This window comes from Candidatus Bathyarchaeota archaeon (genome assembly GCA_023131225.1).
Lineage (GTDB): Archaea > Thermoproteota > Bathyarchaeia > Bathyarchaeales > SOJC01 > JAGLZW01.
The window spans coordinates 1-18653 of record JAGLZW010000035.1 but is presented as its reverse complement, the minus strand read 5'-3'; the positions used below and the strand labels follow the sequence as shown (position 1 = coordinate 18653).

The 18653-nt window shown below is 42.8% G+C and carries 31 protein-coding genes; 5 read left to right on the top strand and 26 right to left on the bottom strand.

The annotated features are described in order from the left end of the window. Position 1: 1 nt before the first annotated feature. The 20 genes from KAU88_08980 to KAU88_08885 all read right to left on the bottom strand — a co-directional run bounded on the left by KAU88_08980 (position 2) and on the right by KAU88_08885 (position 10849). On the bottom strand, positions 2-472 hold the full coding sequence (locus tag KAU88_08980; GenBank protein MCK4478641.1) for a DUF106 domain-containing protein: 471 nt from the start codon (positions 470-472) through the stop codon (positions 2-4). A gap of 75 nt (positions 473-547) precedes the next feature. Continuing rightward, the gene (gene secY, locus KAU88_08975) at positions 548-2044 is read right to left on the bottom strand and encodes a preprotein translocase subunit SecY (protein MCK4478640.1); all 1497 of its coding nucleotides are present in this window, start codon (positions 2042-2044) and stop codon (positions 548-550) included. Between the two features lie 50 nt (positions 2045-2094). Then, positions 2095-2544, bottom strand: coding sequence for an uL15 family ribosomal protein (locus KAU88_08970; protein MCK4478639.1), 450 nt, complete (start codon positions 2542-2544; stop codon positions 2095-2097). A 57-nt stretch (positions 2545-2601) separates the two neighbouring features. Continuing rightward, entirely contained in the window at positions 2602-3081 is a 480-nt protein-coding gene (locus tag KAU88_08965; GenBank protein ID MCK4478638.1) for a 50S ribosomal protein L30, read from the bottom strand. A 1-nt stretch (position 3082) separates the two neighbouring features. After that, on the bottom strand, positions 3083-3745 hold the full coding sequence (locus KAU88_08960) for a 30S ribosomal protein S5 (protein MCK4478637.1): 663 nt from the start codon (positions 3743-3745) through the stop codon (positions 3083-3085). After that, complete coding sequence (locus KAU88_08955; GenBank protein ID MCK4478636.1) at positions 3742-4386, bottom strand: 50S ribosomal protein L18; 645 nt, start codon at positions 4384-4386, stop codon at positions 3742-3744. Before KAU88_08955 ends, KAU88_08960 begins: the two co-directional genes overlap by 4 nt. Further along, positions 4386-4829 (bottom strand): 50S ribosomal protein L19e, encoded by a 444-nt coding sequence (locus KAU88_08950; protein ID MCK4478635.1) that lies wholly within the window; start codon positions 4827-4829, stop codon positions 4386-4388. Before KAU88_08950 ends, KAU88_08955 begins: the two co-directional genes overlap by 1 nt. Beyond that, complete coding sequence (locus KAU88_08945; GenBank protein ID MCK4478634.1) at positions 4826-5368, bottom strand: 50S ribosomal protein L32e; 543 nt, start codon at positions 5366-5368, stop codon at positions 4826-4828. The genes KAU88_08950 and KAU88_08945 overlap by 4 nt, the downstream gene beginning before the upstream one ends. Further along, positions 5368-5916: a 50S ribosomal protein L6 gene (locus tag KAU88_08940; protein MCK4478633.1), complete on the bottom strand. Its 549-nt coding sequence runs from the start codon at positions 5914-5916 to the stop codon at positions 5368-5370. The genes KAU88_08945 and KAU88_08940 overlap by 1 nt, the downstream gene beginning before the upstream one ends. Before the next feature lie 16 nt (positions 5917-5932). Beyond that, complete coding sequence (locus KAU88_08935) at positions 5933-6319, bottom strand: 30S ribosomal protein S8 (GenBank protein ID MCK4478632.1); 387 nt, start codon at positions 6317-6319, stop codon at positions 5933-5935. A gap of 14 nt (positions 6320-6333) precedes the next feature. Next, complete coding sequence (locus tag KAU88_08930) at positions 6334-6498, bottom strand: 30S ribosomal protein S14 (protein MCK4478631.1); 165 nt, start codon at positions 6496-6498, stop codon at positions 6334-6336. An 11-nt stretch (positions 6499-6509) separates the two neighbouring features. Continuing rightward, positions 6510-7007, bottom strand: coding sequence for a 50S ribosomal protein L5 (locus KAU88_08925; protein ID MCK4478630.1), 498 nt, complete (start codon positions 7005-7007; stop codon positions 6510-6512). A gap of 45 nt (positions 7008-7052) precedes the next feature. Then, entirely contained in the window at positions 7053-7811 is a 759-nt protein-coding gene (locus KAU88_08920; GenBank protein MCK4478629.1) for a 30S ribosomal protein S4e, read from the bottom strand. A 1-nt stretch (position 7812) separates the two neighbouring features. After that, positions 7813-8394 carry a 50S ribosomal protein L24 gene (locus KAU88_08915; GenBank protein ID MCK4478628.1) on the bottom strand — a complete coding sequence of 194 codons (582 nt, stop codon included), beginning with the start codon at positions 8392-8394 and terminating at the stop codon, positions 7813-7815. A 9-nt stretch (positions 8395-8403) separates the two neighbouring features. Then, the gene (locus tag KAU88_08910; protein ID MCK4478627.1) at positions 8404-8802 is read right to left on the bottom strand and encodes a 50S ribosomal protein L14; all 399 of its coding nucleotides are present in this window, start codon (positions 8800-8802) and stop codon (positions 8404-8406) included. A 42-nt stretch (positions 8803-8844) separates the two neighbouring features. After that, a complete protein-coding gene (locus KAU88_08905) occupies positions 8845-9162 on the bottom strand; it encodes a 30S ribosomal protein S17 (protein MCK4478626.1) in 318 nt (105 codons plus the stop codon). Positions 9163-9165: 3 nt separating this feature from the next. Then, positions 9166-9447, bottom strand: a complete 282-nt coding sequence (locus KAU88_08900; GenBank protein ID MCK4478625.1) for a ribonuclease P protein component 1 — start codon at positions 9445-9447, stop codon at positions 9166-9168. Beyond that, a complete protein-coding gene (rpmC, locus tag KAU88_08895; protein ID MCK4478624.1) occupies positions 9444-9671 on the bottom strand; it encodes a 50S ribosomal protein L29 in 228 nt (75 codons plus the stop codon). Before rpmC ends, KAU88_08900 begins: the two co-directional genes overlap by 4 nt. A gap of 3 nt (positions 9672-9674) precedes the next feature. Then, on the bottom strand, positions 9675-10364 hold the full coding sequence (locus KAU88_08890) for a 30S ribosomal protein S3 (protein ID MCK4478623.1): 690 nt from the start codon (positions 10362-10364) through the stop codon (positions 9675-9677). Then, complete coding sequence (locus KAU88_08885; protein MCK4478622.1) at positions 10364-10849, bottom strand: 50S ribosomal protein L22; 486 nt, start codon at positions 10847-10849, stop codon at positions 10364-10366. Before KAU88_08885 ends, KAU88_08890 begins: the two co-directional genes overlap by 1 nt. A 193-nt stretch (positions 10850-11042) precedes the next feature. Between KAU88_08885 and KAU88_08880 the strand changes: the two genes are divergently transcribed. From KAU88_08880 to KAU88_08870, 3 genes are all read left to right on the top strand, one after another. Further along, positions 11043-11978 carry an ABC transporter ATP-binding protein gene (locus KAU88_08880; protein ID MCK4478621.1) on the top strand — a complete coding sequence of 312 codons (936 nt, stop codon included), beginning with the start codon at positions 11043-11045 and terminating at the stop codon, positions 11976-11978. Position 11979: 1 nt separating this feature from the next. Beyond that, entirely contained in the window at positions 11980-12840 is an 861-nt protein-coding gene (locus KAU88_08875) for an ABC transporter permease (GenBank protein MCK4478620.1), read from the top strand. Positions 12841-12932: 92 nt separating this feature from the next. Next, entirely contained in the window at positions 12933-13709 is a 777-nt protein-coding gene (locus tag KAU88_08870) for a tRNA (adenine-N1)-methyltransferase (protein MCK4478619.1), read from the top strand. A gap of 20 nt (positions 13710-13729) precedes the next feature. Here KAU88_08870 and KAU88_08865 read toward each other — a convergent pair whose 3' ends face one another. The 3 genes from KAU88_08865 to KAU88_08855 form a co-directional block, all read right to left on the bottom strand. After that, positions 13730-14428 (bottom strand): hypothetical protein, encoded by a 699-nt coding sequence (locus KAU88_08865; protein MCK4478618.1) that lies wholly within the window; start codon positions 14426-14428, stop codon positions 13730-13732. A 70-nt stretch (positions 14429-14498) separates the two neighbouring features. Continuing rightward, positions 14499-14810 carry a hypothetical protein gene (locus KAU88_08860; protein ID MCK4478617.1) on the bottom strand — a complete coding sequence of 104 codons (312 nt, stop codon included), beginning with the start codon at positions 14808-14810 and terminating at the stop codon, positions 14499-14501. Between the two features lie 73 nt (positions 14811-14883). After that, complete coding sequence (locus tag KAU88_08855; GenBank protein ID MCK4478616.1) at positions 14884-15339, bottom strand: hypothetical protein; 456 nt, start codon at positions 15337-15339, stop codon at positions 14884-14886. 315 nt (positions 15340-15654) lie between these two features. On the opposite strand from KAU88_08855, the gene KAU88_08850 reads away from it, so the two are divergent. Continuing rightward, the gene (locus KAU88_08850) at positions 15655-15819 is read left to right on the top strand and encodes a hypothetical protein (protein MCK4478615.1); all 165 of its coding nucleotides are present in this window, start codon (positions 15655-15657) and stop codon (positions 15817-15819) included. A 280-nt stretch (positions 15820-16099) separates the two neighbouring features. On the opposite strand, the gene KAU88_08845 is transcribed toward KAU88_08850, so the two are convergent. Beyond that, on the bottom strand, positions 16100-16642 hold the full coding sequence (locus KAU88_08845) for a flavodoxin family protein (protein MCK4478614.1): 543 nt from the start codon (positions 16640-16642) through the stop codon (positions 16100-16102). A 261-nt stretch (positions 16643-16903) separates the two neighbouring features. On the opposite strand from KAU88_08845, the gene KAU88_08840 reads away from it, so the two are divergent. After that, a complete protein-coding gene (locus KAU88_08840) occupies positions 16904-17611 on the top strand; it encodes an epoxyqueuosine reductase (GenBank protein MCK4478613.1) in 708 nt (235 codons plus the stop codon). A gap of 96 nt (positions 17612-17707) precedes the next feature. On the opposite strand, the gene KAU88_08835 is transcribed toward KAU88_08840, so the two are convergent. Both KAU88_08835 and KAU88_08830 read right to left on the bottom strand, forming a co-directional pair. Continuing rightward, positions 17708-18289: a DNA-3-methyladenine glycosylase gene (locus tag KAU88_08835; GenBank protein ID MCK4478612.1), complete on the bottom strand. Its 582-nt coding sequence runs from the start codon at positions 18287-18289 to the stop codon at positions 17708-17710. 170 nt (positions 18290-18459) lie between these two features. Continuing rightward, positions 18460-18653, bottom strand: a 194-nt coding sequence (locus KAU88_08830; protein MCK4478611.1) for a hypothetical protein, incomplete at its 5' end; no start/stop codon positions are given.

Below are 18653 nucleotides of genomic sequence, written 5' to 3'. Positions count from 1 at the left end.
TTCATTCCGCTCCTATTCCGACGCCAAAGATTCTAGAGAATAGAGTGCTAAAGAACAAGGAGCATAGAAGATACCAATAAACTATTGAAAGTGGTCCGAAACCTGGAAGAAATGCAATAGGCCCTTGGTAAATGCCCCAAAGCACTTGCCACATAAGAATAAAAGGAACAAAGAAAAGCAGTGATATTTTCATTGACTGCCATGACATTTTCTGTTGTAGCTTCATTATTTTGGCTTTTTGTTTTTCCACTTTAGCGAGTTTTTTCTTGTCTTTGTTTCGTTGAGCTTCCTTAAATTCGCTCGTCCAATCCTTAATCTCCTTTCTCCAAGCACGCATTTTTTCCGGATTTGTAAGTAAACGGTTAACTAAGGAAGTAAGAAAGGTTAGAGACACGCAGAGTATAGTGATAAAAATTGTTGCTGCTGGCGCTTGCGGTGCTAATAGCCAATCTATGAACAAGGTTATAAACATGTTTTGTTGCTCCAGTTCAATTTTTCTTCATTATTCCAATTTGTTTATTGTCAAGGCTTTTAACTATTTTCATTCTTAGCCTCCAAATAAGCGGCGGAATGCTGGATACATCTCTGCAACCCGTTCCTGCATTAACTGTTGATAATACTGATAAATAATGCCGACAGAAAGCAGCACGCCCATGCCTGTCCCAAAAACCCCGAAAAAGTCTGCAAAGGCCGCGATAATGCCAACAACAATTCCTCCGAGAACTGTAACTGCTGGGATATAGCGTTTCAGCATGGTCTCTATAGGTCGAGCTGATCTTCTGTAGCCTGGAATATGCATGCCTGAATCCACCAATTGTTTCGCAACGGTTGATGGGCCTAGGCCGCCTACCTCAAGCCAAGTGAGTGAGAAGATTACACAAAATATTATCATAAAAGCAGCAAAAACCATTGCTCTCATTGGATCCAAAGTTACATCTAGGATGCTACGGGGCGCTATTACATAGTAAACTAAGCCGCCTATAGGTTGAGGTTGTTGCCCAGCCCCTGCTGAATAGGTTCCTAGAAGATTGAAGAAAAAGTTCGAGTTGTTTCGGTTGAAGTTGAGCCAGATAATCTGCGAAAAGAAGTATACGTTGGCGAACAGAGCGGAAGTAAAGATTACAGGTAAGTTGGAAACATATAGAAGCTTGATGGGGTATCTGCCGCGGTAACCTCTGTAGTCAGCATGGGAAACAGGTAGCTCTACTCTGATGCCTTCCACATATATAACGACAAGAAACACCACAATTGTTGTGAAAAATCCCAGTAGTGCAGGCAGATTTTGAGATCTGATGAAAGCATTATCAATTGCTGGGATGAGGTGTGCAACAGTGCCAGAAGTAGCATTGAATGGCACATATTTTAGAGCAAAAGAAAACACTGGCTGACCTGATGTAATGGTTTGCACTAATGCTGGAAAGGCGCCGTAACTCTTTTGATCAGCTAGTCCTGGTGTCAAAGCGAAGCTGTCCCACAATATTCTCTGGGCTACTCCAGCCATAATGAAAAGGCTAATTCCGCTTCCTATTCCCCAACCTTTTTGAATCATCTCGTCTAGCAGCATGATTATTATCCCTGCAAACATAAGTTGGAGAAAGATGATGATGCTTATCGATACTGGCAGTGAACCATAGACGCCGCCGATTATGTAAGCGGACGCTTGAACTCCTGTGAGTAGTATTGTAAAGAATTTGCTCGCAGTTGTGAAGAGCCCGCGGTCTTCAGGGTTGGACATGTCGACATTTATCATTCCTGAACCAGCTAAAAGCTGAAGGATCAAGCCCGCAGTCACTATTGGACCTATGCCAAGTTCCAGTAGTGTCCCTCTGTTAGAGGCAAATATGATTCTGAGATAACTCATTTCAAAGCCGCTTTCTCCCGCCTGCAAGCCATAAAGCGGGATTTCAGCCATGATAAGGTAGATAATTAGCGCTAGAGCGGTCCACAACAGCTTCTGGTTAAACGCAACTCTTTTTCTAGGCGGTGTCGCCTCCGGCAAGAATCTCGCCATGGGTTTGAAAATTCCGAGAAATCTGCCCGCCATTTTTTCCTTCCTCCGATTTTTTCTTTAAGCTATTGAGCCTCTCACAGTAGTTATGCACGTATCTGGTTGATTTTTTCTGTGATAAATCTGCCGCCTGCTTCTTCCACCTTTTTGGCGGCGGACTCTGAATGAGATGCGACTTTTATTGAAAAAGGTTTAGTTACGTTGCCCATGCCCAAAAGTTTGCTGTAACCCAACTTGTCTAAATCTAGAAAAGATAGCTCTTCTTTTTTCTCCAAGCCTTCTTCGGTAGAAAGCTTCAGCGCCAACTCTTCCAATTTCCCAACGTTTACTACATTGACTTTCTTACGGTTTGGGGAGTAGAACCCTTTCTTGGTAAAATAATCGGGTTCATATCTCAGCACGTAGGACCATAAGTGTTTATGCCGGCCTGCTTTCGTATGGCCTTTTTGACCGCCTTTGCGATGCTGACCAACCCTACCCCATCCTACTGTTCTTGAACCTCGGCTTTTCCGAGTCTTTCGAAGTTTGTGAGGCATTTTTCAACCACGCTTTTTTTAAAATAGATGATAAACCGTCCATAAAATCTTTCTCTGTCAAATCATGTTTTCTACAAGTTTGTTAATTGCCTTGCCACGGTACCCAGTAACTCCGCCAGCAGCATAGCTCTTCTTTATTTTTCCTTTGTATCCTTTTTTTGGAGGGTGCGCTCTGAAAACCGGTTTGATGTCTGGTAAATGTCGAAAATCGACTTTCAGTTCGCATATGGCCCCAGCTAACTCTTCCAAAGTTTTATAGCCAACTTTCTGAGCATACTCCTCGTCAAGCTTTTTATTGCCAACGAGTTTCCCCCGCTTGCTGAGTAGCAGAAGTATATTCTCTTTTGTTATTTCACCCCAGGCAACAAAGTGTCTAACCTTCTTTAACATACCTGAGAAGCTGGGGCGGCTGTCGACAAGGGTTATGTGGCAGTTTCGGTTTAGGCGAAGGATTCCAAGAGTTTTCTTCATTTCAGGTGATACACCAACTATTCCTCGAACGCGAACCACTACCAAGCATTCTCGTTTTTCAGCCATTTTACCTCACCCAATCTTCAGGTGTAACAAGGCTGTAAGTTTTTTTAAGGGCGTCAAAAACAGCATAGGCAAACGATGGAATAGTTCTTGTCGAACCGAAGCTCTTTGTCCAACAGTCTTTTATTCCTGCAAGCCCTAGAATTATCTTCGCTGTTTCACCTGCAACTAAGCCGAGACCCCTAGGTCCTGGAATTAAAACAATTTCTACACCACCACATTTGCCTGTTGTCTGAAATGACATTGAATGTGGCTTTCCACATCCACATTCCCAACTGCCACAACCTCTACGGACAAGACTCACGTTGAGCCGTGCGTTCACAGCTGCTTTTTCAATTGCTGCACGTACTTGTCTTGTTTTCCCACCGCCTAACCCTATGTAGCCATCACGGTTACCAACTGCTACTATTGCTTTAAACTGCGACTTCTCTCCAGCGTCGGTTTGTTTTTGCACCAAATTTATGTTAATAACTTCTTCTTGTAAATCAGGAAGCAAAAGATCTACAATTTCTGACTCGCGTATCTTCAATCCTTCCATAAATATTTCTTCCATAGAAGAAATGCGGCCTTCTTGGATCATTTTGCCAAGGGAGGTTTTTGGCGTCCACGTTTCGCTTACTTCTCGTTTTGTTCTTCTTATACGTTGTCTTCGTCTTCGTCTTCTCATAGTTTTTTAACTTTCCTTTTAACTTTCTTCTTTGTCTTTCTCGCCTTCTTTCTTTTGGGTGGGGTCGCTATTTTTTCTTTTGCTGCATTAAAGTATTCCACTAGTTTTTCTGGAGCAAGTTTTCTTTCCAAGTATTTAGAAAATGTTCTTTCATAGAGTTCAACATTTGAAGAGGCTAAACTTTTAGCATAATCGGCGATGTGTTGTCCTCTTAATTGTTTTTCGTCTGGCAGTTTCTCTACGCCATGTGGAACACTAATACCAGCATCTAAAACGCCCTTTAAAGAGGCAAAAACACGAGCTCCCTTTGTAGGTTGATGAAGCCCTATGTCCACAATGGCCTTTTTCACATTTTTAGCCACTGCCCTCGTACCGCATAATAGACCAGTTAGATATGCAGAAGGTAAGTTTCCACATGCAGCTTGCCAACCATAATTTTTTAGCTCTTGCGAGTTAGCTGAGACAATGACTTTGTCACCTGTTGTGGTAGCTTCTATAATTTGAACGTTCATGTGTTTCAGTGACCCTCTCGTTACCACGCGAGGAAGTCTTGAGAGTATCAGTGCCTTTCTTGCTTTGTAGTCCGTTTTGCCTTCTCTGCGTCTCCGAAATGGAACACAATAGGATGGGCCTTTTGCCATCAACGCGTCCTCCATAAGCCTTTAGCCTTTATACGGCGCTCAAGTTCAGCGATTGATTCGAAGGCACCACTTCCTGCTATTTGGTAAAACTTACGATATGTGTTTTCTGTAATTACACGTTTTTCTTTCAACTCTCGTAGCCTTCTTCGCAACGCTCGAATTCTCTTCATCCAAACCTCTTTCTTAGAAATTCTTGACTTGCTTCTTTTGCCGGGACCTCTTCTTAACCCCTTCTTTTTTTGTCTATGTAAAACACGGGCGCGTGATCTGCTAACTCCTTTTTCAGGAAGGGATTTTATGGTCCTTTCATGAATGAGTTTCCTAATTTCTTCTCTGGTGATTGCTACCTCAACTTCGTCTATTCTCTCAGGATCTATCCAAACCCTGTTTTGCCCTATTTTAAGGATATCAGCAGCAAGGCGGCGTTGGCTTTTGAGACTCATTTGTTTTCACTTCCTTTTCTCCGTTTGGAGCGTTTGGAATGGTTCGTTTTCTTTTCTGGTTTTACCTTAGTCTCTTGAGGTTCTGAAATCGTTTCTTCAAGCAACTCTTCTTCGATTTTTTCTTCTCCAATTTCCCTTTTGACAAGTGGATTCAAAACATGAATTTCTCTTTCTCTTGCCTGTGAAGCAATTTGAATTCGTTTTCTAGTTCCTACAGTGTGGGCGATTCGTATGGCTTGAGTTTTAGGGTCCACCTCTACTATTTCATCTGGTGTGTGAATTAGTACTTCCTCGTATCCTGACGGGTGTAGTCCTCTAGCAATTCGCGGTCCACGATAGCCAACATTTACGGCCTTGGGCCAACCTTTTGCTTTCTGTCGCATCTTATTGTCTAATCCGCGGGGTTTTCTCCAGCTTTCCTTCAAACGTTTGTAACGCCAGCTTTCGTGGCGTCTAAACTTGGGTTTTCTCGCCTTCACGGCCTTCCGCAACTTTACTGCTTGTTCAGCCGCAGCCTTCTCTTGTCTTGGTCTTTTGATCAAGTTTCTGTCCCCTTGAGACGCTTATACACGTATATGCCGTCAAGAAACACACGCGGATCTTTTCTTTTGACTCTTGTTCCTTGTTCGATGTTTGCTGCTGTCTGACTTACGTCTTCCAAGTTTGTTCCTTGAACAATTACGTCGTCGGATTTGACTGTAACTTTTGTGTCCCCCACTATTTTTGCTGTGCGTGGACTGCGTTCGCCCGTAAAGTTCTCTATTAGAACTTTCTTTTGTTCGACTTTGACGGATATTGGAAAGTGAGAAAAAACGATTTTTAATTTGTATGTGAATCCCTTAGTTACTCCCGTTATCATATTTTGAATGTGAGAACTTATAGTTGCAACTGTTGCTGCCTCTTTTTTGCGAGGCCAATCTGTTCGAATTTTTACCAGTTTTTCTTCCTTTTGAATAGATAAAGATGCGTGAGAGAAATCTCTGGTTAACGTTCCCTTCTCTCCTGATATGGTTACTACTCTGCCATCTATTTTGACGTCCACACCTTCGGGGACTTCAACAGTTTTTTCGACTTCCAATAAGCGCATTTTCTTTCTTTTTCTCCTAATAGACGAAGGCTAATAGACGACCCCCTATTTTTTCCTCTTTTGCTGTTTTGTGAGAAGTCACACCTCTGGAAGTGGAGATGACAAGGATACCTATATCCTTTGAAGGAAGAAAGCTTCTTTCCCATTCCTCAAATTCGTCTGATCGTACTGGAAAGCGAGGCCTAATTGCGCCACATTTGTTTATTCTGCCGAGAAGTTGTATCTTGAACTTTCCTGTTATGCCATCATCTATGAATTCAAACTCGCCGATGTATCCACCTAGTTGCATAACTCTTAGAACTCTGCCAAGCAGTTTAGAGGCTGGACTGATTATACATTCTCGCTTTAGGCGCATCTCGTTGTTTATCAATGTAGTCATGCCATTCGCGATTGTATCCACCATTATCTTCCGCTTCCTTATTCGTATTTTTTAAACCCAAGTTTTCGGGCTATCTCCCTAAAGCACTGCCGGCATATATATAAATTGTAACGCCGGATTACTGGGCCGTAAGAGCCACATCTTCTACAAGGTCTGCTGCCCTTACCGAATTTTCGTTCTTTCTTAGGTCTCTGTTTTCCCATTCAGCTACACCTCAGGTTATCTCAACCGCTAAGGTATCTTTGATGAATACTATTGCCTCTTCAGGGGTTAACAAATGACTTATGCCGATCGTTGATCTGGTTCGTCTTCGTTCTTTGACGCGATAGCCAGCACGACCGAGAGTAACCGAGATATCCATCCCGAAGATTCCAAGCTCTGGCGTGTATTTTGTGCCTGGAATTTCAATATGTTCTCTTATCCCGAAGGAAAAGTTGCCATTGTTGTCGAAACGTTTCTTTGGTATTTTATTGTCAACAGCTTGAAGTGTTTTGGTGAGGAATTCTATGGCTTTTTCTTTTCGAAGTGTTACAACGCAGGAGATTGGTTCACCCTCTCTTATTCCAAAATCTCTTATAGTTTGCTTGGCTTTCCTCTTTACAGGTTTTCGGCCTGTCAGTTGTTCGAGAACCTGTACAGCTTTTTCAAGGGGCTCCCCTGATTGTCCCACAGCTATGTTAACGGTTACCTTCCGGATTTTCGGCTTAAGCATAGGAATTTCTCGCCATTTTTTTTGGATTTCCTCTTCTTCCGACAACTATCTCACCTCGGGCAACGATATGGAGTGTTCACCTTCACCTGTAGCAAAAATGAAATCTAGGGTTGTCTGGAAACGTTTCCCAGCGGCATCCTCTATTGTCGTCAACAGTAAGCGACGTTTTTTCGCTTTAGCTTCTTCAATGTCTACGATTTTTCCATAGACTCCCATGTTCTTTCCTCCAATGATTAATGCAGTTGCGTTTTTCGCCAGTTTTATTTGTCCGATTATCTCGCCGTCAGGGATGGCGACTTTGATGACATTGAGGGTCTGGTAGACATCTTCTTCAGGGTTCTTAGAGTCTGCAACTTGTACCAATTTGTTAGCGCCATCGTGAAGGTTAAGTTGAATATGGCCATGGTCAACAACCGTCTTGTTTTCTATCCGACAAAGCTTGAATGTGGCTTCATCACTTTCTATAGGGTGCAAAATGAGCCCCTTTCTATGCGACAAAATTCGATAAGTTACCTCTGCATCAGGAATAGCAATGACATCCATCAAACCCACAGGAAACGCTTCTTCTCTGCGAGTTTTTCCGTCAACAAGCACCTTTCCTTTTGAAAAAATAGTTTTCGCTTCTTTCCGCGTTTTTGCAAAACCCAAAATATCTCTCATAACTATTGTTAATGGTAGACTATGCGCTAGTGAGTGAGGACCAGGTTTTGGTTTTACAGTCCAGACATATTCTTTGCGGTGGATTGGCCAAAATCTTGGCGCTGGCTTTCTTTTCAGGTGTCTACTTCCACCTTTCTTTCCCAAACTATTCACTTCTCCCTTCAACTTTAGCTTTTTTTGTTCTTTTCCGTCTTGGTTTCACGGTTTTTCTAGCTTTCTTCACTGTCTTTGACGCAGGCTTTGCTGGTTCTCTTTTCTTCTTCTCCTTCCTCCTAGGCTTCTTCGCCACTTCTTTCGGCTTTGGTTTTTCTTCGATCTCTTCCTTCTCCTCAACAGCTTCAGCCGGAGGATGTCCTTCTTTTTCTAGAAGCACACCTTTCCGATTCAACGCCTTTCTGCGCCATTTGTCACTCATATCAAGACTGATAATCATTGCTTTTGATGGATGAATTGGAATCGGTATTGACGTTCCATCTACTTTTTCACGCGTGACGCCTTCAACGAAAATTTTGTACTTTCTACGGTCAACCCTAATGATTTTACCTTCAAACCCTTTACGATCGCCTCTCATTAATCGAACCGTATCGCCTACTTTCACAGGAATGGCGTTTGCTCCATGCTTCTTCTTCAAATCAGGCGATAAAGCCGCGGAAAAATGTTTATAGCGCAGATGAGCAGGAGCTTGAAACAATTTTTTGCGTTGTGTTCCTGGTTTTGTAATTTGCATGGCGTTCACCTACACTATTATGCTTGCAGCGCTCGCTATTCTAGGCCATCGCTCTGCTGCTTCTCTCGCCACTGGCCCTCTAATCTCGGAACCTTTCATTTCTCCTTCAGTAGTCATTATGACTGCCGCGTTGTCCTCAAACTGAACCCAGATACCTTCTGCACGACGGAAGGGCATTCTCTGTCGCACAACGACTGCTCGGAAAAGTTTTTTTCGCATGTCTGGCGTCCCTTTCCGTACAGAGGTCATTATCAAATCGCCTACACCAGCTGCTGGAACACGCCTTAGCCGTCCTTTGTATCCGATGACTTGGATAAGTCTGAGTTTTCTAGCGCCGGTGTTATCGGCGCATTTCAACATGGTGCCGCATTGGACGCCCCTTGTGACTTTCGGTTTTTGCCCAAGCATTGCCCTTGCGAATAACGCGCGTGGTCTCGCTCTTGCCGCCAACTATTTTTCCTCCAGTTTTTCAACTATCACGAAGGTAACAGTCTTGCTTATGGGACGACACTCGGCGATTTTCACTCTGTCGCCTTCTTTCGCATTAAGGCAGGGTGGGTTGTGAGCAGGTATGTGGCTGTGTCTTCTCTCGTATCGTTTAAATTTTGGAAAATAATGAAGATAGTTACGTCGAATTATAACAGTTTTATCCATTTTTGCACTAATAACCAAGCCATCCAGAGAACGCCCCCTAACAGATAGGCTCCCATGAAAGGGACAACTGGGGTCAGTGCATGATTTTTTAGGTTTCTTTAAAGAGAATGGCATTTTCTACCAGATCCTCCTAATTCGCTTTTTCAAGCGCTCTTCAGGTCTTCCCACCAGAATCTGTCCATTAATCTCCACGATTGTGGAGTCTGGCAGAGTGAAATGGAAAACTGCTTGGCTTTTTGCTATGGTTTTCCTTTTGTTGTCCTGCAGTATTACAAACGTGTTTCGTGTTTCGTTAACAATTGTACCAGCGATACCTATGTGACTGGGGTTGGAGGCTTTTGTGATTTTTGCTTCGAGACCGATAAACTCATGCTGAATTATCGCTGGTGTGACTTTCATTGTTTTTTCGCCTCTTTTGCCTCTGCAAGTTTTGCTTCGTGTTCTATGGTGAGGATGCGAGCGATGGCTTTGCGAAGTTCTCTTATGCGTGCGGTGTTTTCTATAGAACCACCTGCCTTCGTCATTGTTCTTAGTCGTACAAGTTCGGTTTGTAATTCTGTAACTTTTTTTCTCCGTTCTTCTGAAGATATGTCTCGGATGTCTTTGAGTCGAATTATGGGCATTTTTTATTCGGTTGCCTCCTCTTCCTCTTTTTCCGTCATTGGTGTTTCGGTTTCTACAGGTGTTTCTTCTTCAAGTGCTTTCGCTGTCTCCTCTTTTGCTTCTTGAGGAATTATGGTTATTTTGTCGGGGAACTTGGCGTCGGGAGGCATTATGCGTACTTTTACTCCAAGAATGCCTGGTTTTAACTGGACATGCAACTCTGCTTTTCTCGTGTATGCTAATGGTGGTTCTCCACTCTTAGGCAAGTATCCAGCGCGAAATTTTTCGTATTTTGACCTTTGACCCCGCAATTTCCCGCTAATAGTAATTTCAACTCCTAATGCCCCAGCATCCATAATTTGCTTAAGCGCCCAATATCCTGATCTTCTATAGTGAACACCTCTTCTTAACGCCGAAGCAATACGTGAAGCGATAACATATGCATTGAGTTCGGGGATTTCAATTTCCGTTACAGAAATTTGGGGATTAGGAAGGTTGAACTTCTCTAAAGCGCTTGCGAGGTCCTTTATGGTTTCTCCGCCTCGACCGATGACGACGCCGGGGCGCATAGCATGGACCACTATGTGTGTTCCTAGCGGTGTCTTTGCGATGTCTACGCCGCCATAACCTGCCCTTTCAAGTTTGTTCTGCAAAAATTCGTCGATTTCTGTCTTTTTTATGGCTTCTTCGATGAAATGTTTAACTACAGACATTAGGCAACTCCCTCTGTTTTCTCTTCTATTTCTTCTAGAACAATTTCGATGTGTGTAAGCGTTGTGTTTTTTGGGCTTGAGAGCCCAAATGCTCTTGGTATGGCGCGTTTAACTTTCATTCCGGGGTAGGCTGATGCGTGGATTATGCGAAGGCGTTCAATGTCAAGGTCTTTAAAATCAGCATTACCTTCTGCGCTTTCAAGAACTTTCAAGATTTTTGTTGCTGCCTTAATCGGATACTTTCCGACCATGGCTTTTTGCATTCCATGTCTATGGCCCAGTTTTTTCACGAATCTGCGGAAGGGGACAGGTTGTTTTTTTGCTATAACTTGCCCCAGATATCGTTTTGCTTTATCTAAATGCATGCCTTTGATTGTTTTGCACACTTCTCTTGCGTGTTTAGGGGATATTCTAAGCTCCCGTCCACTGGCTTTAACAGTTCTTTCAGTATCGAATTCTGTGATTGAGTAGCCGAATTTTGGCATGCTTTCTTCCAACTGTGCACTTCAACAGCATCAACGTAGTTTATATTTCTTTTCGTGGCAAAAAGCAGGAATAACAGGGTAAATTTTTAGTGTGCTAAAGTTCAAAAATCGTCACGTCTGCCAAAATGCAAAGCTTTCATTTTCAAGTTTATTAAGAACGTTAAATAAACTGTTTCACAGCTTGGTGATAGCCTTGCCCCAATCAGTCATAGCAGTTTCAGATATTACAAAGTTCTACGGAGATTTCAAAGCGTTAGATTCTGTCTCCTTTACAGTGGAAAAAGGGTGGATATATGGCTATCTAGGTCCAAATGGAGCAGGCAAAACTACAACCATAAGAACTATGCTTGGCCTCCTAAAGCCAGATCAAGGTGAAGCCAGAATAAACGGTGTAAACCCATCCGAAGATCCAGTTCAAGCCCTCCGAAGCCTTGGATATGCTCCGGAACTGCCAACCTTGCAGGCTTTCTTCACTGGAGAGCAACTACTGGACTTCATGGGAAAAATATTTGGGTTAGATGGAATGGCGAGGAAGAAGAGGGTTAAGCAACTTCTTGACTTGGTTGGCTTAAAAGAGTGGGGCAGCAAGAAGATTGGAAAGTATAGTAAAGGAATGGTTCAGAGACTTTCTATAGCATTGTCCCTCATCAATGATCCCGTGGTTCTCATCATGGATGAGCCTACGATTGGTATGGACCCAGAAGCCACAGCTCACTTCAGAGATATCCTTACAACCTTTTCAAAACAAGGTAAAACTATCTTCATATCCTCTCATCTTCTAGACGAGGTTCAACGCATCTGCACTCATGTGGGAATGATAAATAAGGGGAGAATGGTCTTCACAGGCCCAATGGAACAGGTGTTGGAGGCTTTTACCCAGAGATGGGTTGTTGAAGCAGAACTGGAAAAGGTAACGAAAACGGTAGTCTCAAATCTTGAAAAGCTAGATTATGTGGAAGAGGTTAAGGTGGAGGGAAATAAGCTAAGAATAGAACTGAAGGAGAAGAAGGACTTGAGAGGCGAAATTTCCTCAGAAATCTTCAAACAAAAAGGCGTGTTACTAAGTCTTAACCTGCGCAAGATAACGTTAGAAGACGCTTACCTACGCGCTCTGAGACGAGGTCAATAACATGAATGCTCTTAGAAGAGTTACTGTAATCATTGGTTACGAATGGAAGAGAGCCCTAGCCAAAAAAAAGTTCCTTGCGCTAGTTATTTTGGTGTTTGCTGTCCAAATAATCATTTTTGTAGTGTTCAATCATCTTTTTACTAATCCCCCTCCTGGCTTAGAGGTATGGTTGGAACAAATTAAGCCTCTAATGTGGACTTTGGAAGTATTAGCGCCTCAAGGGCTCTTTTCAGTGCTTATTGCTATTATGGTTGTTGGCGGATCGATGTCTGAAGAATACGAACAAGGGACGGCCGATATACTATTATCCAAACCGATTACAAGAATGGAGTATGTAGCTGGAAAGTACCTTGGTGGATTGTCGCTTTTTAGTTTCGTAATGGCTTTGACAACAGTTCTTGGGGTAATCTTATCCGTTATATTTTTCAGCCCTCAAGATAGTCTTCAGTTTATTCCACATGTTTACCTAGCTATGGTTTACTCCAATCTGGTTTTCTTGTCGTTAGCCTTTATGTTTAGCGAAGCTCTTAGGAGAACAATGCTTGCTCTGCTTTCCACTATTGGTGTTTTCATAGCTTCGAGTGTTATAAGTGGTATTCTAACATGGGTACACATGATTACGGGAGAAGAGCTTTACCTAGAGGCTAGTAAGTGGCTTCCAGATTGGTGCGTATCAAACTTTCCTAACTTTGTAATTAGAGAGCTTAACATAAGTGTCCCCTTGTTTGGGGGCACCTTTGTCTCCGCAGGAGAGACCGAGACTTTCTTAGCAGGAGCCCTTATCGCAGTCTACACTATTGTTTTCGTCGCAATAGCTGTCGTCAGAATCGTTAGATCAGATGTTACAAAGAAAACGGCTTGATGCAAGTCTGAAATAATGAAAATCTCACAAACTAGATCTCTTTAGTTGAAGAGCCACATTCTTTTAAAGTTTCTCTTAACAATAAGACTATCATGCCCAGGCGTCGAACTATTCGAAATGGCGATAACATTCTCTTATACCTTAACAAGAAACGCTCCTACTTGGTCAAAGCAGAAAAAGGCAAAAGTTTCCACACACATAAAGGCTATATTCAGTTCGACAGTTTAATTGGCAAAAAATATGGTACACGGCTGCTCAGTAGCTTAAACATAGAATTTGTAGCTCTAAAACCTGCTCTTCGCGACTTCATTTTCAAAGCGCAGCGAAAAACTCAGATAATGTACCCAAAAGACATATCCTTGATAGTTATGTTTGGCGGAATAGGCCCTGGAAACCGGGTCGTTGAGGCAGGCACAGGTGCAGGTGCTTTAACTACCGCTCTAGCTTTCTACGTTAAGCCACGGGGACGAGTCTACAGCTACGATATTCGACCAGAATTTCAAGAAGTCGCCCTTAAAAACCTGAAAAAAGCCCAAGTCGAAAAGTATGTCGAGCTCAAAAACAAAGACATAACATTAGGCATCGATGAAAAAGATGTTGATGCAGTTGTTTTGGATTTGGCAACTCCGTGGCTTGTGATACCCCATGCTCAGTCAGCACTGAAAGGCAGTGGAAACGTTGTATCCTTCAGTCCTACAATCGACCAAATCGTAAAGACCGTTGAAGCCCTGAGGGAAAACGCGTTTGTGGACATAGGCACATTTGAATGTATAATGCGTGGAATGCAAGTAGCGCGGGGAAAAACTCGACCGCAGACGTTCATGACTGGGCATACAGGCTATGTAACGTATGCTCGCAAAGCACTCTAAAAAATGAGAAAGTGTTGAAGTTACATAGATTTATTGAGCTCTTTTTTCCACAAGGGAATGATTATCCTCTTTATTAGCATCACGACTCCAAGGGAAGCAAAGCATAGTGGCACTCCAACGATTAATCCTTCAGTAATCCAAACTAAACCTGTGACCAAGACTGGAAAGACGGACATCAGTTGATTAACAGGTTCAGGCGTCTCTTTTCCCTCTTCAAATTCCTCGCTTAGAAAAGTCTTGATGGTGGAATATTGTTCACCACCCGTTGTGTTTTGACTTGTAAATTCGCGGATGCTAATTTGAATAAGCAAAACTCGTCCATTTTCATCTATATGTTCTCTAGTTCCCATCGTAAAGGCGCTTGCGTTTTCGGGAGGCAATTTTGAAACAATTTCGCCACTCCACAAGCCCTCCCTAAAGGTCATACGTTCAGTTATTATTAAGCCGCCTTTTTCTCTTGTCAGTGCTTCAATAAAGGGGACGACTGTTTCGAATGTCCCGTTTCTAAGTTTCCCTTGAATGTCGGCATCCATTATCCGGACACGTTCTGAGGGCTCAGACGTGAAACCGTACATGGATTCGAGGCTCGCTGCAGATTGCAGACCATAACGGCCTTCCAAGCTATCTCTTTGTGGAGCAGCAGTATAGAAGACTGAGAAAGCAGCAATAGTTAACGCTAAAGCCACGGCAATTCCTATTTCTTTCTTTGTTATCTTCATTCTTAATCCCGTAAAGAAAAAGTAGTAGCGCTTGGTATAATGCTATGTTTTAGAACAGCGTGTACTAAAATTAGTACGGACGAATTGGAGACCAAATGTAATCGTGTCTCGGTGTTTTTCGTTTAAATAGAATGTAAACTATTGAAGCTACAACGAAGCTGACGCCGAGTATCTCCACTTCTCTATGCGAGACAGCTTCCACATGATTTTGTTCTGAGTAGTCCAGAAACGGGGGCCTTAAATCTTCACTTGAAAAATGTGCGAAAACCTCTGCAAGTTTTTCCTGTTGGCCTGCTTTAACTAAGAACAACCATGTTGGAACAAGTGTCATGACTAATCCCAGAATGATAGCGGTGACAACATATGCTATGGCTTTGTTCATGACTGTTTTCTCCAAATGTTAAGTAGGTGCGGGTTGCTTTTAGTTCTATGTTTTAGAACAGGTTGATGCACACTTAAAATGGCTTTTCCCTCCACAATCTAATCGTCTCAAACCATAAGACGGAGCATCCAATAACGCCGAAGGCTAAGGCAAAGAAGTTATGGACGCTGCCCGTTAAGCCGTAAAATAGTAGATAGGTGATAAGCATAGTAGTCAGCCAGACTGAATAAAATAGATAACGTGGCACCAGAAAGCGTCCCACCCTTGTGAAAAATCGGAGGAGGCCAACTTTAACTTCTTCTTTCAGAACATATTCACCTGTTATTTTCTTTGTTACAAGTCCAAGATCTTGCAACTTTCCCAAGTGATGGACTGCAATGCTGGGGCTTGAAAAGTGAAGGGAACGCTGGATTTCCCGCACACCTGCGCTGTGGTTGGATGATCTGATTAAGTACCAATAAACTTGTATGGTTTTGCCTTTCAGCTGCGATTCAATAATGGACAAGTCAGAAGCGGGTTCTCTGGACATTAGAGCTCTCCAAAACATTATCCGAGTGGAGCGTTATATAAAATCTGGCACTGTGAAACTGCAAAAACACGCGCGTTTAGAAGATATTCCTTGCTTCTACTTTTTTCTTGTTCCATTGGAAATATTCGGGTTCTGAAATATACCTGGCTAATATAAATAGCCTTAATTTTCTGCGTGTAGAATGATTGATGAGAAGGTGAATAGTTGAATCGTGAGGGATGAGTTAACTTAGCCAACAAACTTACATATCTCCTCCTGAGGAAATTTGGAGATGACACACTTTTAGGAGGAATAAATAGTTCCACGGCTAAAAACATGGACACAGAATATTCAGACCTTGAATTGTTCTTTATCGTAAAAAATGGTTTGAGAGCACAAAGTTTCAGTTTTGCCTATGAAGGCATGCCCATGGGTGTAACCGTGCAAAAACTAGTCGATGTTGAAAGAGATATGAATGAGATTGATTTGACTGGCCATTGAAAATGGGAGGACTGTTCAACTTGTGGAGACACGTTGATCTTGGGGAAATTTAGTAGTGCGCTAGGGAAAATTCTGAAGAAAGATTTTTTGAGTTTTTCGGGTTAGGAATCGCGGGAAAATCTTGGTTTCTTCTTATACTCACATGTATTCGAATGCATGCATTGCCAGTGAGAATTCAAGAAGTAATAAGCGATATCTGTTTCCCCGCGGGTAATCTCCCAAAACCCCCTCTTTTTCATAGTTCTTCTCTAGGCTTTATTAAAAATCTTGAGCGATCCAATTATCCTCTAATCAGGCGTCTACCTGCTTTTTCTAACATCTCAAGCTTGTGGTCCTTTGAGAACCGAGTTACTGGAACTAAATCGAAGATGTCAAACCCAAGCCTCCTAAGATAATCTTCAAGATTATATAGGGCGCGAATTGCACCTTGACCGCTTCCACCAGCCGAGGCTATTCCAATCGCTTTTTTGCCAGCAAAAGTCTTAAAGCCTAAACCGGTCTCGCACCGGCGAAGACGGTCCAAAAAAATCTTAGCGGACTCGCTTAAGTCATGCCAGTACACAGGGGTGGCAAAAACTAATGCATCACATTTAGCTATTTTATCCGTCAAATTCTGGAAGTCATCTTCATGAACGCAGATTCCTTTATCCCTGCACTTGCCCCATCCGTTATCACAGGCAATGCATGGTTTAAGGTTCAATTTGTTTAGGTGAATAAGTTCAGCCGACCCACGCTCATTTCTGACTCCGTTAAGAACGGCTTGCGCGAGGCTAGACGTTAACCCATCCAAGTTTGGGCTTGACTGAATAGCAATAACTTTCATACTAACAACCTCGAACTAGAAGATATGAGCGCAATGAAAAATGTTGCGCAACCACTTCTAAAAAGTGATGAGGTGTGGGGTTTGAATCCTCCCACAGTGGAGCCATCTCTCGCAAACTCTCTCTTTTTTTCTGATTCAGAAGGGGCATATTTTGTGAATCTAGGTAACCCTTGTAAAGCTTCAACTTGCCAAGATTACCTATATATAAATGGAACTCAGTGCTTTAACGATGGAGAAATTTCTCATAAAGGGAGTGTTTGGTTGTCTCAAGGAAGCAGTTCTGCGAAGAAACTGGACCAGCTTAAGCGTCTTATTCAGGAAAAGTCCGTTAAGTGGGGAGCTGACCTCGTCGGATTTGCGGACTTTGAGAGGTTCAATCGATACCCAGAGGAAAACCGTCCTCCTGAAGGAACCAAGACGGTCATTGTTCTGGCGATATGGATGGAAGATCCCATTTTGGACCTGTGGCTTCACCTCCCTTCCTGGGAGGACCAAGGCAAGCCAGACCGTGCATTCGAAGATGAAATCCTGCGTGGCGTATCACTACGTCTTTCACTTTTGCTTGAACGAGAAGGGTATTGGGCTGAACCCGCAAATTATGAACCAGGGCTCTATCTAAAAGAGGCAGGGGCTCTTGCAGGTTTAGGCATTATTGGTAAAAACAATCTTCTTATAACAGAAAAATACGGTCCACGAATACGCTTACGCGCTGTTAATACTAACGCATCATTGAAACCTGATCTAATTATGGAAAGCCTTGGCTACTGCCACGAATGCAACAAATGTGTTGATGCCTGTCCCGCAAACGCATTTGACAGTGGAAAATACGATAAAGAGGCTTGCCTCAGCTATTGCGAAAACAACCTGAAGGAGATGTCAAAATACTCTGCGCTGTGGTGCATGGAGTGTTCAAACATCTGTCCCATCGGCAAACGCATTGCGTATTCAAACGGGATACAACGATCATGATAAAAAAGAAGGAGCCGCATAACCGCTTGCGCTCCTAGAAAGTTGGACCGGGAGAAATTGAACCCATATACAGTGGTGATATCTCTTGTTGGTTACTTATGGTTTCGAGACATGTTTATTATTTTTGACATAGAATCGCCAAGGCTTTTCGCTGCCAAGTTTTATTCCAACTCTTCTTGTAGTGATTGTATCGAAATTTTCATTGATCTTCGGATAACTGATAAAGAGTTCTTTTGTTTTAGTTATATCTAGACCGTTCTGCTTTTTCGTTATGTCTAGGGCTTGCGTCAGCTTCCCCGGACCATTTGACAGGTTGACCCGAGAGCTTGGTCTTCTGTTTTTATGGGCCAATTCGACGCCGTCAATTACTTCGACTCCTCTTATCAGAACAGCACCTGGAATGCCTTCTCTCTCAGTTGTTACGTTAAGGCAGTAATGATTTCCATAAATGAAATATACATACACAAAGCCTGCCTTTCCGAACATCAGCTCGTTTCTAGGCGTCTTGCCTCTGTATGCATGACTTGCCGGGTCATCGTTTCCTCTATAAGCTTCAACTTCAACTATCTTAGCTAAAATATCTCCTTCAGATGTTCGTCTGACTAAAATTTTGCCTAATAATTCTTTTGCAACGACAACTGTGTCTCGAGCGTAAAAACTGCGTGGCAAAACTCTCATAATCGGGTCATCTGGGTGCATCAAAAACTTTCAATCCTTTTCTGTGCAGATCGAGATTTTAATAATCTTCTTTCTACGGATCATATAACTATTTGAACCATCCCATGGGTGGAGATGTCTCCCGCACAATCCCCTTTTTTGTTTTGTGGTTTCTAAGCTTGCAGACGCGTCTAATCTTTTTCTCTGCTCTTCACTTTTTCATACCCTTCATTGAGACTGCGCCTGTACTCTTCTTCAGAAACGAGAGGCTGACTAATAACCTCTAGGAGGCTCTTGGACATCCGCCCTTTCTCAATGAGCTCGTAGCCAGCTTGCCTCATCGCCTCCGTAACCTTCTTTGCCTTCTCCTTATTCTCAACCATAA